This is a genomic window from Paenibacillus sp. EZ-K15 (assembly GCF_002573715.1).
Classification (GTDB): Bacteria; Bacillota; Bacilli; order Paenibacillales; family Paenibacillaceae; genus Paenibacillus_AQ.
The window spans coordinates 137,642-151,907 of the sequence record NZ_PDHM01000024.1 but is presented as its reverse complement, the minus strand read 5'-3'; the positions used below and the strand labels follow the sequence as shown (position 1 = coordinate 151,907).

Genomic DNA, 14,266 nt, shown 5'->3' with positions numbered 1-14,266 from the left:
TTTTTATTTCCTCCTACCTCCCCCAAGACATGACTGGGGGAGCCAACTGCTGCGAAGCTCCGAGCGGAGGGGCCGGAATCGTATCGGAGAAGCGACAGCGGTCGCCTTTAAAGCCGGGAAACCACCTCCCCGTATCATCCGAAGTTTCCCGGGTTTAACAGCGATCGGAGATACGATCCGGACACGGAGCGGCATAAAGCTCTTCTGCATTTTCTCCTCAGTTAATGTCTAATTTTTATATGATTTTTAAACCAATCCTTCGGGTACTTCCCCGCCGCAGCTTGGTTTATCATCAGGATATACAAGAGAGGAGGGGTTGGTTTGAAAGCGGTAACAAAGACAGAAGGTAGCATCCAACCTGCCGCAAAGAAAAAGAAAGGCTTTTGGGCCACTTTCAAAGAGCAGAAAGTACTGTATGGAATGTCGCTTCCTTTCATCGTCATTGTGTTCATCTTCAGCTACATGCCGGTCTGGGGCTGGCTGATGGCATTCCAGAATTACAAGCCGGGCAAAGGGATCTTCGAGCAAAAATGGGTGGGCCTGGACCATTTCGTGACACTCTTCTCGGATGATAAGTTTTATCTGGTGTTGCGAAATACTCTCGCCATGAGTTTTATGGGATTGATCGTTGGATTTACGATTCCGATCCTATTCGCAGTCTTGTTGAATGAGCTTCATGGAAGCGTATTCAAGAGGACCGTACAGACGATATCTTATCTGCCGCATTTTGTGTCCTGGGTCGTGGTTGCCGGTATCGTGACCAAAATGCTGTCCACAGATGGAGGCGCTGTCAATCAGCTGCTGATGTGGCTGGGGTTCATTGATCAGCCGATACAGTTCATGGCTCAGGGGAACCTGTTCTGGTACATCGTAACAGGCTCCGATATATGGAAGGAAATGGGCTGGAGCGCGATCATTTATTTGGCAGCGATTTCAGGGATTGATCAGGAGCAGTTCGAAGCAGCCAAGGTTGACGGCGCGAGCCGAATTCGCCAAATATGGCACATTACGCTGCCGAGCATCGCCCCAACGATTGCTATCCTGCTGATCATGTCCATCGGTCATCTGATCAGCATCGGTTTCGAGAAGCAGTTCTTGCTGGGTAATCCGCTGGTGGTGGATTATTCCGAAGTGCTGGACCTGTATGCGCTGAATTATGGGCTTGGCATGGGACGCTTTTCATTCGGTACGGCCATCGGAATGTTCAACTCCGTCGTAAGCATCATCCTACTGCTGCTTGCCAACGGCGCGTTCAAAAAATTCACGAAGCAATCGATTATGTAAGGGGAGGGAAACAGCATGGCACGAACCAAAACAGCATTCAAGCCCTCGCTCTCCGATCGGGTGTTTGATATCGCGAATTTTACCATCATGGCACTGGTCATGATTGTCACACTGTACCCGTTCCTGAACGTTCTGGCGATATCGCTGAACGATTCCGTCGATACGGTGCGCGGGGGAATCTACCTCTGGCCGCGGGAGTTCACGCTGGAGAACTATGTGCAGATTTTTAAATACGACGGCTTGGTCACCGGGGCCAAAAATACGATTCTCCGTACGCTTGCAGGGACCTTTCTGGGCTTGCTAAGCGGCACGATGCTGGGCTACGTCCTCAGCAGGGTAGACTTTCAGGGAAGAAGGTTCATGTCGACCTTTCTTGCGCTGACGATGTACTTCTCCGGCGGAATGATTCCGGTGTTCATCCTGATTCGTGACTTGAACATGATGAATTCGTTTCTGGTCTACATCATTCCAGGCATGGTGAGCGCGTTTAACGTATTCGTCATCCGGTCTTTCATCGACAGCCTGCCGTACTCGCTGCAGGAATCGGCAAAGCTTGACGGGGCCAACGATTTCACGATCTATTACAAAATCATTCTTCCGCTCTGTAAGCCCGTCCTGGCTACCATTGCCTTGTTCCTGGCCGTCGGGCAATGGAACTCTTGGCTTGATACGTATCTCTACAACGGTAACGCACCCCATCTCACTACGCTCCAATTCGAGCTGATGAAGGTGCTGCAGAGCACGCAGGGACAAACCAGCGGCATGATGTCCGGGCAGAATATGGCCGAAATCGTGAAGCAGGTGTCGCCGGAATCGATCAAAATGGCGATCACGATTGTGGTCACGGTTCCGATATTGCTCGTCTATCCGTTCCTGCAGCGGTATTTTGTGAAGGGGATGACGCTCGGAGCCGTAAAAAGCTAAGCTCATGTACAGTATCAGCAGGCATTACGTCCTGTTATACGATAGATAATTAAAAATCGATTTAGGGGGTATAGCAATGAAGCATAAGAAGAGATTGTCGCTGCTGCTCGCGATCATGATGATGGCTACATTCGTTCTTGCAGCGTGCGGCAACGGCGACAGCAACAATAGCGCAAACGGCGGCGAAGAAGGCAACGGCGGCAACGATACGCAGCAGGAAGAGAAGCTCGAGCCGATGACCATGACGTATTACAGCGCGGATTCCAATGCGAACTGGGCCAACATGCAGGATGCGGTCGGCAAGAAGCTGACCGAGAAAACCGGCATTACGATCCAGGCAGAATACGCGGTAGACGGCTCCAATCAGAAGCTCCCGCTGATGGTAGCGAGCGGGGAATATCCGGACTTGGTATTTGCCAAGGGTGACGCCAATCTGTTTGTAGACTCCGGAGCGTTCATTGATCTGACGGATCTGATCGAAGAGCATGCGCCGAATATCAAGAAGGTGTACGGTGAATATATGAGCCGCCTAAAATGGAGCAACGAGGATGAGGCCATCTATGTCCTTCCGACACTTGCAGCGGTGGACCATCAGGCGCTCGATGCCGGCGGCACGTTCCAGGTCCAGCACGAAGTGCTGAAAGAACTCGGATACCCTGAACTGAAGACGGTGAAGGATTACGAGAAAGCGCTGAAAGACTATGCCGAGAAACACCCGACCATTGACGGCCAGCCGACGATTCCGCTGACGCTGAATGCGGACGGATGGAGAATTATGATCTCGGTAACGAACCCGGCGTTTATCGCGACAGGCGCATCGGATGACGGCGAGTATTATATCGACCAGGAGACGGTCGAGGCTAAGCTGCACTACAAGCGCACGGAAGAGAAAGAATATTTCCGCTGGTTGAACCATATGAATGATGCAGGTCTTCTGGATAAGGAAACGTTCGTACAGAAAACCGACCAATACGAAGCTAAAATCTCCTCTGGCCGTGTTCTTGGCGTCATCGATCAGGAGTGGGGCTTCGGCAATGCAACAAACGCACTGAGATCTTCCGGCAAGGAAAACCGCACCTATGCGAGATTCCCGATCCAGCTGGATGAGTCGACGAAGGATGCAACGTTCCAAGACGCGGGTTACGTCGCCGGATGGGGTGTGGGCATTACGACGTCCGCGAAGGATCCAGTTCGAATCATCAAGTTCCTGGATTATCTGGCTTCCGAAGAAGGGCAAGTTTTGATGAATTGGGGAATTGAGGGCGAGCATTACAACGTTGTGGACGGCAAGCGCGTCATTCCGGAAGACGTCCAAGAGCGCAAAACCTATGACAACGCCAACTTCACCAAGGAAACAGGAATCGGCTTGTACAACGCCATGTTCCCGCGTTACGGAGACGGCGTGAAGGATTCGACGGACAACTACTATACGACGAATTTCCCGGAGACGATCATAGAGAACTATACGCCATCCGCGAAGGAGACACTGAAAGCATACGGCGCGGAAATGTGGAAAGACCTGTGGCCGAAACAAGAGGAATTTGAAGTGAAGCCATGGGGCGTTGCTTACAACATTCCAGTACCGAGCGACTCCAATATCAATATCACGTACAAAAAGGTGGAGGAGATTACCCGTAAACGGATTCCGGAAATCATTCTTGCCGATCCGGCGAAATTTGATGCGCTGTATGAACAGTTCATCAAAGAACTGAATGATGCCGGCGCCGAGAAAATGGAGCAGGAATACACCCAATTGGTACGCGACCGCGTCGAACTCTGGAATGATTAAGGTATAGGTGAATAGAAGGGGCCGGCAATATGCGGCCCCTTTTGCCGCTATATGAAAGGGGCACTGTTATAGCGGTTTTTCCGTTATTTAACAGAAGAAATACAGCAGCTGATGAAGGATATGACGGGTTCATCGAGAAGACCTTTATCAATTGGAATAAGGGGGGATTACACTGAAGTCAGCTGAGCATAAGAACACAACCTTGTGGTATCGGGAGCCCGCGGACAAGTGGGAAGAAGCGCTTCCGCTCGGAAACGGACGTCTTGGGGCCATGGTGTTTGGAGGCGTACAGGAAGAGCGCATTCAATGGAATGAAGATACACTTTGGTCCGGATTTCCCCGGGACACGAATAATTACGAGGCTCTCCGGCATTTGGCAGCGGCAAGAGAGCTGATTGCGTCCGGGAAGTTTGCCGAAGCCGAGCAGTTGATTGAGGGCAAGATGGTTGGCAGAAGCACGGAGTCCTTCTTGCCTTTAGGAGATCTGGTCATCCGACAGTCGGGAATAGGGGATCACTGGACGGACTATAGGCGAGCACTGGATCTGGATACAGGGATTGCATCCACTCACTTTCGAGCCGGCGGTCCCGATGATCGCTTCAGCAGGGAAATGTTCATCAGTGCGCCTGATCAGGTTGCGGTTATACGTTATACAAGCACGAACGGCGGAACCATCCAATTAGAGATCGGGCTTCGTTCACCGCTGCAGCATGGTACCCGCAGTGCAGAAGACGGAGCTTTGGTGTTGTATGGACAAGCCCCCACCCATATTGCTGAGAATTACAGAGGTGATCACCCCGGGTCGGTGCTCTATGAAGACGGGCTTGGCATACGGTATGAAATGAGGCTGCTGGCCTTGACGGACACCGGGCAGGTTACGGTGGATAACAGCGGTATACGTATTAACGGCGCAGGCTCGGTCACGCTGCTGATTGCGGCTGCCACGAATTTTGAAGGCTTCGATCGATCTCCGGGTTCTGAAGGAACCGATCCGTCCAGTATATGCAAGGGGAGACTTCAGGACGCGATGCGGCATGGATTTACAGAATTGCGCTCACGGCATATCGAGGACCATCAAGCCTTGTTCAGACGCGTGGAGCTTCAGCTTGGCCGTCCAGAGCGTGTGCGTTCCGCACAAGCTATAGCCACCGACGAGCGAATGAAAGCGTACCGGGAGGGACGAGAGGATGCTGCACTCGAGGCGCTGATGTTTCAATTCGGAAGATATTTGCTCATCGCCAGCTCCCGGCCAGGTACACAGCCCGCCCATCTGCAGGGCATATGGAATCCGCATGTACAGCCACCATGGAACAGTGATTATACAACGAATATCAATACCGAGATGAACTACTGGCCCGTAGAGACGACCCATCTGAGCGAGTGTCATGAGCCGCTAATCCAGATGATCCGGGAGCTTAGCGTAAACGGTGCCCGGACGGCGAAGATTCATTATGGCGCCCGCGGATGGGTCGCCCACCATAACGTGGATCTATGGCGAATGTCCAGCCCGAGCGATGGCAGAGCCATGTGGGCTTTCTGGCCAATGGGCGGTGCATGGCTGTGCCGGCATCTTTGGGAGCGCTACCAATTTCACCCGGACCTCCAATATTTGCGGGAAACGGCTTATCCGCTGATGAGGAATGCGGCATTGTTTTGCCTGGATTGGCTTATTGAAGACGGGAAAGGGCATCTGGTGACCAGCCCGTCGACATCGCCGGAGAATCAGTTTCTTACTGCGGACGGCCAGCCTTGCAGCGTGTCGGCAGGCTCCACCATGGATATGGCCATCATTCGGGATATCTTTCATAACTGTATTGAGGCATCACAGCTGCTGGAGCAGGATGATGAGCTGCGGGAGGAATGGAAGGCAGCGGTTGCGCGCCTGCTGCCTTACGCCATCGATGCCGAGGGTAAACTCATGGAATGGGGCGAGCCTTATCCGGGAGCGGAGCCCGGACATCGGCACGTATCCCATTTGTATGGATTGTACCCCGGCTCTGACATAACCCTTCAGGATACGCCGCAGTTTGCGGAAGCCGCTTATCGTACGCTGATGTCGCGCATCGACCATGGAGGAGGGCACACGGGGTGGAGCTGCGTATGGCTGATCAACCTGTTTGCCCGATTACAGCAACCGGACAAGGCGTATGATTATGTCCGGACGCTGATTTCCCGTTCCATGCATCCTAATCTGCTCGGAGACCATCCTCCGTTCCAGATCGATGCGAATTTTGGAGGCACCGCCGGAGTTGTAGAAATGCTGCTCCAGAGTCATTTGGGCGCCATTCAGCTTCTGCCGGCGCTGCCGAAGGCGTGGGCAGAAGGCTCCGTAAGAGGGTTAAAGGCTCGTGGCGGGTTTATTGTGGACATGGAATGGAGCGAAGGCATCCTTACGTCTGCGAGCGTAACCTCTACGCATGGCCGAGTCTGTAGAATTAGCTGTTCCGTGCCTCTTGCCGTTAGAAGGGAAGACGGAAGTGTGGTGACGACGGATGATCAAGGCTCGTTTGAAACGGTGAGCGGAGCGACTTACCGGATCACGCCGACCACCGACGAAGGCAGCGTGAACATGGATTGATCGAACAAGGCTTTTTTGAATGGGGAACTGGATACGGAATTTAAGAAGCAAAAGGAGCTGAACCCTAGATGATTAACGAAAAATTGCCCAAAATGTGGTATGGCGGCGATTATAATCCCGAGCAGTGGGATGCGGAGGCATGGAAGGAAGATGACCGCATGTTTAAGCTGGCGGGCATCGATGTAGCCACCATAAATGTATTCTCCTGGGCTTTGAGTCAGCCGAATGAGGATACATACGATTTTGCTTGGCTTGACGAGACGATCGACCGGCTGTACCGGAACGGGGTGTATATCTGTTTGGCAACCAGCACGGGAGCCCATCCGGCCTGGATGGCGCGCAAATACCCGGATGTGCTGCGCGTCGACTACGAGGGCCGCAAACGCAAATTCGGCGGGCGCCATAACTCCTGTCCGAACAGCCCCACCTACCGAAAATACGCCAAAATCATGGCCGGCAAGCTGGCGGAACGCTATAAGGCTCATCCGGCCGTCCTGATCTGGCACGTATCGAACGAATATGGCGGGTACTGCTACTGCGACAACTGCGCCGCGGCATTCCGGACTTGGCTCGAGCAGCGATATGGCACGCTGGATGCCGTAAACAAGGCATGGAATACCCGCTTCTGGGGCCACACCTTCTATGACTGGGAGGACATTGTCGTTCCTAACGCTTTAAGCGAGGAGTGGTCCGGCAACCGGACCAATTTCCAAGGCATATCCCTGGATTACCGCCGTTTCCAGTCCGACAGCCTGCTGGACTGCTACAAGCTGGAGCGGGATGAATTGAAGCGGATCACGCCGGACATACCGGTGACCACGAATCTCATGGGTTTTTACCCGGAGCTGGACTATTTCAAATGGGCCAAGGAGATGGATGTCGTCTCCTGGGACAACTATCCGTCGCTGGATACCCCGTACAGCTATACCGCCATGGCGCATGCCTTGATGCGGGGACTTAAGGGCGGTCAGCCCTTTATGCTGATGGAGCAGACACCGAGCGTTCAGAACTGGCAGCCGTATAACTCGGCCAAGCGCCCTGGGGTAATGCGATTGTGGAGCTATCAAGCGGTCGCCCACGGCGCGGATACGGTGATGTTCTTCCAGCTGCGTCGTTCGATCGGAGCCTGCGAGAAATATCACGGCGCGGTCATTGAGCATGTAGGGCATGAGTATACCCGCGTATTCCGCGAGTGCGCGGAGCTGGGCAAGGAGCTGCAGCAGCTTGGGGACCGTATTCTGGATGCCCGTTCCGACGCCAAAGTCGCGATCATCTACGACTGGGAGAACCGGTGGGGCATCGATCTGTCGAGCGGTCCGACCGTCGCCCTCAATTACGTGAATGAGGTCCATAAATATTACGATGCCCTGCATCAGCTGCATATCCAGACTGACATGATCAGCGTGGGAGAGGACTTCCGGAAATATGACGTTGTCATCGCGCCGGTGATGTATATGGCAAAGCAGGGATTTGCAGAGCGCGTGGAGGCCTTTGTATCGCAAGGCGGAACCTTTGTGACGACCTTCTTCAGCGGCATCGTAAATGAGCATGATCTGGTGACGCTTGGCGGTTATCCGGGCGAGCTGCGCAAGGTAATGGGAATATGGGCCGAGGAGATTGATGCGATGCTTCCGGGCCAGCAGAATCAGATGGTGATGCGAGGGCCGAAGGGACAACTGAAGGGCACCTACGACTGCGGAATTCTGTGTGACGTGATCCATGCTGAAGGAGTGGAAGTCGTTGCCGAATATGGCTCTGATTACTATCAGGGGACGCCATCGTTAACCGTGAATTCCTTCGGGCAAGGGAAGGCATGGTATGTGGCCACAAGTCCAGAGTCTAAATTTCTGAAGGACCTGATGCAAACCATATGCAATGACCATGGCATTGAGCCCGTCCTGAAAGCTCCGGAAGGCGTTGAGGTGACAAAGCGTGTGAAGGAGGACGTGGAGTTCACCTTTGTACTTAATCACATGTCGGAGAGCAAACCGGTGCCATTGGAAGGGGATACCTATGTTGACCTGCTGACAGGAGAGGAACATCGAGATTCCTGCGAGGTGCCGGCACGCGGAGTGATGATATTAGAGAAACGGCTGGGGTAGAGATAGCGTGAGGGCTTACACGAAAAATAAATAGCTTGGAACGTTCTCAAAAAAAGCAGAGAAGCCGGGGGATCCCCGGCTTTCTCTGCTTTATTTTTTTAATATACGCCTGAGGTTACCCTCCTGATCCCCCAAGAAAAACTTAGGCTGCATGCGGTCTAGCTTCTGAGAAAATGCGTCGATCGGCATATGCTTAAACAGCCTAGGCTCTCAGTCCTTCGGCGGTAAACTGCTGTCCAGCCTACGCTTCCTGCTCATGCAGCTTGCGGAATTCCTTCGGCGAAATGCCCTCTTGCTTTTTAAAAACAAGACTGAAATATTTCTCGTTCTTGAAGCCGACCATCTCGGAAATCGCTGCCATTTTTAGGCCTCGATTTTGCAGCAGGACCTTGGCCTTGGAGATGCGGATCCGGTTCAGATGTTCCGGAATATTAATGCCATGCTTTTGCTTAAATTTGCGGGAAATGTACTCACGACTTACATGAAATCGGTTTGCAATATCATACAGCGACACGTCATTCTGGTAATTTTGCTCGATAAACGTCGTAATGTCATGGATCAGGTCCTGTCCCGTTTGTTTCTGGGACTGCAAGGCCGAGGCCAGCAGGCTCATTAATTCAATCCAATACTGATGCCACTCTGCCAGGGAGCACACATACTTGTCTGGGCTTGGCCGCTCGATGGTGGCGCTTTCCTCTTTGTACAATTTCAACAAAGCTTCAGACGACGGGTTAGCGGTTTCATGAATCACGTGATTGGCAAATCTTTCGATATCGCGGTCCCAACGCTCCAGAAGCTCCGGCGTAAGAACGCTGCTTTTTCGAATAGCCGCGATGAATGACTCTACAGCTTCGTTTATGGGAGTGGGTTGGCCGCTTAGTATGGCGAGCTTCCAGGTATCCTCAAACCCGCTGAACTGCACGCCTTTATGATGGTCAACGCCTGATCGGCGCTGCTCTTCTGTATGATGGATAAAGTGATTTAGGACCGTTAAATCCCTCTGATGCAGGGCGGACGAGCTTCGGGCATACAATTCCGGAACGTCTGCCGGGTATTGACCGTCAGGACTAACGCCAAAGTGCATGTGGCGCGACAAGGTGCGGTGCATCCCGTTATTGATCTCTTGAAGCAGTGTAGGCAGCGTGGCAAGCTGATCCCACAACAAAATAACAAGTTGGTGAGGTGAACCGAAGTGACGGAAGGCGATCCCGATCCGGTCCTTTTGCAGAAATTCATTGCAAATATTCAGCAGGGCAAACATGAGCAAATCCTGATGATGGCCAAAGCGGCTATAAAGCGCATGATCTGACTTGTCCATCTGCATGACGGCCAGGCGTATCGTCTGCGCATGCTCCGGTACGATGCCTTCATCCTTGAGGCGATTGACCACCTGGGAATGGGCGCTTTTGTCATCAATCAGGCTGGATAACAGCTTCTCGGAATACACCGGCCGGTACTCGTTCACCTGAACATGCTGCTGCTGCGCCGCAAGGCGTTCCCGTTCCTCGGCTTTCCAGGCGGCAGTCGCCTTGGCGACCGCTTGGTTGATGACGGCTTCCTCGATGGGCTTCAGGATATAATCCGTGCCGCTATACCAGATGGTGTTGCGTACGAATTCGAAGTCGTCATGCCCGCTGATGACAATGAATTTGATATCCGGGTAATTCTTGTGAATCCATTCCATGAGATCTACGCCGTTTTTGAGCGGCATCAGCATGTCCATCAGCACGAGGCTCGGCCGGAACGCCGGAATCATTTGCATCGCCTCAAGACCATTGGAGGCTTCCTCAATATCGGTAATCCCATGCGTTTCCCACTGGACCAGCAGTCGGATGGCTTTACGCACGCGAGACTCGTCATCCACGATCAATGCCTTCATCCGTTTCACCTTCCACATTTATAGTCAGTACAACACGAAAGCCATGCGGCTGGTTGTTTTCGATGCTGAACTTGGATTTTCCGCGATAATACAGTCTCAGCCTTGTCATGATGTTGATGAGTCCGATCCCGCTGCTGTCTTCCGTTTCCATTTCGGACAGCACCTGAAGCTGTTCTAGATCCAACTCTTCCATCCGAAGCAAATGCTCCTGAAGGGTTTGAAACGGCTCATCCTGCATTCCGTTTCCGTTATCCTCGACCGTGATTTGCACAATGGAGGCCGATAGACGCTTACTTTTCAGCGCGATATAATTGTTTTCCGCCAAGGGGTTCATGCCATGCTTGAAAAAGTTCTCGATCAGCGGCTGAACCAGCATTTTCGGGATCAACACCTGCAAAGTCGACTCATCCACATCGTAACGGAAGTCGAACTGATTCTCAAATCGTTCCTTCTGCAGCTCTACGTAATCCTTGATATGATCGAGCTCCGTGGCCAACGTGACCGGCTTGTCCGTATTGTACATGCTGTATCTCATCATCCGGGCAAGAGCGGAGATCAGGGAGTAGATCCTCTTCATGCCATGCTCAAGCGCAAGGGTGCCGATCGTTTGCAGTGCATTGTTCATAAAATGCGGGTTCACCTGCGCCTGCAGCGCCCGGAGCTGGTTGGTCCGGTTCGCCAGCTTCAGCTTGTATTCCTGCAAGATGAGATTGTTGATCGTATCCATCATGCTCCCGAACCTGCGGTGGAGAGTTCCGATTTCGTCTTTGCGGCTGGAGGAGATATCCACGGTCATTCGTCCGCTTTTGACCTGGCTCATGAGGCCTACCAATTCCCGAATCGGCGCCGTGATATAGACCGAAATCCAGATCGTGGCGGCGATGATGAGAATCAGGGACACGCCGATCAGCAAAATATTGACGAAGGCTGCTTTGTCCGCGCTGCTTAGAATATAGGAGGAAGGAATCTCCTTGATCATCGTCCAGTCGCTGACCGACGTCTTGATATTGTTATATAAATAGATTTTGTTGTTATATTCGAAATGGCCTTCCTTCTTGCCGGATTGCTTGATGCTGTCGTACCATTCCGTATGAATTTGCTGTCCCAGCATCTCGCCATGGCCGGCATACATGATATGCCCGGCTTCATTCGTAATATATAGCTGCTCATGTTCGGGCTGGAACAGCTGATCGCTGATCCGGCTCAGGAAATTCATATCCATATCGATGGCGAGAATGCCTAATCGCTCGGTAGATGGGACGCGTTCAATGACCCGGTACATCGTGAATACTTGTTTATTGGCTTCATAGGGATAAGCTAACTGAAAGCCATACGTGTGAAGGGGATGGGGCGGCTGTAAAACCACCGTATCGTTACCGAGATCGGGAATTTCGGGATAGAGATTGACATCACTCGTTTTTCTGGCGATATCCTGGGCGAACAACGTGGCCTCTCTTTTGCCGTCGACATAGAGATAGACCTGTCTTGCGCCGCCGATGGCTTTATGAATGGACTGCAGCGTGGCGGACTGCCTACCGCTGGCATTGATGTTCTCATGACTATAATAAAGGCTGCGGAAAAAATCCGGATCCGAATAAACCGTAAGGGAATTCCGGTTCATGTCTTCCAAATAGCTCTCCAAATTCAACCGTCCCTGATAGAGAAGGTTCATATTCTCAACAACGGCCCGTTCTTTGAGCGAGTTGGTTGTCATGACATAGCTGATGATCATGGAGATGGTGGTTGGAATGATGGTAGCCATGATCATAAAGGTAATCAATTTCGTGCGAATGCTGTTCCAATTCCAGTTCAATAAATTCACCGCCGATCAATTTTCTATACCATTTAGTTCACATCTTGTGGTAGTCCCAAGGTCTTCATCTTAGCATAATTAAATCATAGAGAAATGGATAGAGAAACGAGAGGACAAGCGGAGGGGGATTTACATGAACAGCAAGAGAACGGCTGCCTTGACGCAGCAGTTGGTTTATATCGGACCCGCGCTGCTGTTTTTCGGTATGACGATCATTATCCCATTTGTGATGGGGATGTATTACTCGTTTACCAACTGGAATGGTGTATCGGGGAATGTCGAATGGGTCGGGCTGGACAATTTCAAACAGATTTTCACAAATGACAGCGCATTCGCACAGTCCTTCTGGTTTACCACCAAGTTTACGATCGTTGGCGTGGTTCTAACGAACCTGGTCGGTTTTTTCCTGGCCTACTTCTTAACGAAAAATATTAGGGCGCGCAACTGGCTGCGGACGATCTTCTTCATGCCAAACGTGATCGGCGGATTGCTGCTCGGCTTCATCTGGCAGTTTATCTTCATAAAGGGCTTTGCCACCGTTGGCGAGGCTACGGGGATTCCGTTCTTTAATCTTCCGTGGCTGGGGGACGAAGTGACCGGCTTCTGGGGCATCGTCATGGTCTTTGTATGGCAATCGTCAGGCTATCTGATGGTCATCTACATCGCGTCCATTACGAATGTGTCCAAGGAAGTCATGGAAGCTGCCGAGATTGATGGAGCGAACCGGTTTGAAGTGCTCAAGAGCATCATCGTTCCGCTCATCATGCCGGCGGTCACCGTATGTTTATTCTTGGCGATATCCTGGTCCTTCAAAATGTTCGACCTGAACCTGTCGCTCACGAAGGGCGGACCATACCGCTCCACGGAGTCGCTGGCTATGAACGTGTACAATGAGGCATTCCTAAACAACCGGTATGGACTCGGAACAGCCAAGTCCCTGATCTTCTTCCTGGTTGTTGCCGTCATCACGCTCATTCAAGTCCGATTAACGAAGCAGAAGGAGGTTGAAGCTTAAATGAGATCGAAGAAACCTCCTATGTCGGCTTCCACGATTGTACTTCAGATTGTGATGGTCATTATTGCGCTGATCTTCCTGGCGCCCTTTTACTTCCTGCTGGTGAACTCGGTCAAATCGCTGGGCGATATTATGGTCGACGCGGCCAACTGGCCAACCGCCTTTCATTTTGACAACTACAGCAAGGCTTGGGAAATGACCCGCTTCCCGGAAGCGTTCGTGAATTCCGTCATCATTACGGTCATCAGCAACCTGATCATCGCCCTGCTGAGTGCGATGGCGGCTTACCGAATGGTTCGGTCCAATACGAGATTCAATCAAATCGTGTTCATGCTGTTCGTATCGGCCATGGTCATTCCGTTCCAATCCATTATGATTCCCTTGCTGCAGGTCATTAACTTCCTGGGTGTTAACAACAGTATCGTGGGTTTGATTCTCAGTTATCTGGGACTCGGCATCCCGTTGTCGGTCTTCCTGTTCCACGGTTTCGTGAAAGGCATTCCGCTTGAAATTGAAGAGGCGGCTACGGTCGACGGAGCTTCTCCGTTCAGAGTATTTGGACGTATCGTTTTGCCTATGCTGAAACCTATGATGGTGACGGTCATCATCCTGAACTGTCTGTGGGTCTGGAACGACTACCTGCTGCCATCCTTGATCTTGCAAAGCCCGGAACTGCGGACGATTCCGCTTGCGACCTTTGCCTTCTTCGGGCAGTATTCGAAGCAGTGGGATATGGCGCTGCCGGCTCTCGTGCTGGGCATCACGCCGATTATCATCTTCTTCCTGTCATTACAGAAGTACATTGTTGAAGGCGTCGCTGCCGGCTCCGTTAAGGGGTAAAGGCAGCCTAGCTTCTCCTAAATCGGTTTTTCCATCTTTATA

The 14,266-nt window shown here is 51.9% G+C and carries 9 protein-coding genes; 7 read left to right on the top strand and 2 right to left on the bottom strand.

Features of this window, described 5'->3' with window-relative positions; translation table 11 throughout:
• Nucleotides 1–321 precede the first annotated feature (321 nt).
• The 5 genes from CRG97_RS28810 to CRG97_RS28790 all read left to right on the top strand — a co-directional run bounded on the left by CRG97_RS28810 (nucleotide 322) and on the right by CRG97_RS28790 (nucleotide 8,677).
• On the top strand, nucleotides 322–1,284 hold the full coding sequence (locus tag CRG97_RS28810) for an ABC transporter permease (RefSeq protein ID WP_098749007.1): 963 nt from the start codon (nucleotides 322–324) through the stop codon (nucleotides 1,282–1,284).
• Between the two features lie 15 nt (nucleotides 1,285–1,299).
• On the top strand, nucleotides 1,300–2,208 hold the full coding sequence (locus CRG97_RS28805) for a carbohydrate ABC transporter permease (RefSeq protein WP_098749006.1): 909 nt from the start codon (nucleotides 1,300–1,302) through the stop codon (nucleotides 2,206–2,208).
• Nucleotides 2,209–2,284: 76 nt separating this feature from the next.
• Nucleotides 2,285–3,997 (top strand): ABC transporter substrate-binding protein, encoded by a 1,713-nt coding sequence (locus CRG97_RS28800; protein ID WP_098749005.1) that lies wholly within the window; start codon nucleotides 2,285–2,287, stop codon nucleotides 3,995–3,997.
• 202 nt (nucleotides 3,998–4,199) lie between these two features.
• Nucleotides 4,200–6,575 carry a glycoside hydrolase family 95 protein gene (locus CRG97_RS28795; RefSeq protein ID WP_237566611.1) on the top strand — a complete coding sequence of 792 codons (2,376 nt, stop codon included), beginning with the start codon at nucleotides 4,200–4,202 and terminating at the stop codon, nucleotides 6,573–6,575.
• A 68-nt stretch (nucleotides 6,576–6,643) separates the two neighbouring features.
• Nucleotides 6,644–8,677, top strand: coding sequence for a beta-galactosidase (locus CRG97_RS28790; RefSeq protein ID WP_098749003.1), 2,034 nt, complete (start codon nucleotides 6,644–6,646; stop codon nucleotides 8,675–8,677).
• A gap of 241 nt (nucleotides 8,678–8,918) precedes the next feature.
• Here the strand turns inward: CRG97_RS28790 and CRG97_RS28785 are convergent, their stop codons facing one another.
• The gene (locus CRG97_RS28785) at nucleotides 8,919–10,556 is read right to left on the bottom strand and encodes a response regulator transcription factor (RefSeq protein ID WP_098749002.1); all 1,638 of its coding nucleotides are present in this window, start codon (nucleotides 10,554–10,556) and stop codon (nucleotides 8,919–8,921) included.
• Entirely contained in the window at nucleotides 10,534–12,378 is a 1,845-nt protein-coding gene (locus CRG97_RS28780; RefSeq protein ID WP_237566610.1) for a cache domain-containing sensor histidine kinase, read from the bottom strand. The genes CRG97_RS28785 and CRG97_RS28780 overlap by 23 nt, the downstream gene beginning before the upstream one ends.
• Before the next feature lie 124 nt (nucleotides 12,379–12,502).
• On the opposite strand from CRG97_RS28780, the gene CRG97_RS28775 reads away from it, so the two are divergent.
• Both CRG97_RS28775 and CRG97_RS28770 read left to right on the top strand, forming a co-directional pair.
• Entirely contained in the window at nucleotides 12,503–13,384 is an 882-nt protein-coding gene (locus CRG97_RS28775) for a carbohydrate ABC transporter permease (RefSeq protein ID WP_098749000.1), read from the top strand.
• Complete coding sequence (locus CRG97_RS28770) at nucleotides 13,385–14,224, top strand: carbohydrate ABC transporter permease (RefSeq protein WP_076325363.1); 840 nt, start codon at nucleotides 13,385–13,387, stop codon at nucleotides 14,222–14,224.
• Nucleotides 14,225–14,266 lie beyond the last annotated feature (42 nt).

What these genes read in the sequence shown, in the direction of transcription:
- CRG97_RS28775 (WP_098749000.1), top strand. Translation starts at nt 12,503, where the DNA reads ATGAACAGCAAGAGAACGGCTGCCTTGACGCAGCAGTTGGTTTATATC.
- CRG97_RS28800 (WP_098749005.1), top strand. Translation starts at nt 2,285, where the DNA reads ATGAAGCATAAGAAGAGATTGTCGCTGCTGCTCGCGATCATGATGATG.
- CRG97_RS28770 (WP_076325363.1), top strand. Translation starts at nt 13,385, where the DNA reads ATGAGATCGAAGAAACCTCCTATGTCGGCTTCCACGATTGTACTTCAG.
- CRG97_RS28805 (WP_098749006.1), top strand. Translation starts at nt 1,300, where the DNA reads ATGGCACGAACCAAAACAGCATTCAAGCCCTCGCTCTCCGATCGGGTG.
- CRG97_RS28785 (WP_098749002.1), bottom strand. Translation starts at nt 10,556, where the DNA reads ATGAAGGCATTGATCGTGGATGACGAGTCTCGCGTGCGTAAAGCCATC.
- CRG97_RS28790 (WP_098749003.1), top strand. Translation starts at nt 6,644, where the DNA reads ATGATTAACGAAAAATTGCCCAAAATGTGGTATGGCGGCGATTATAAT.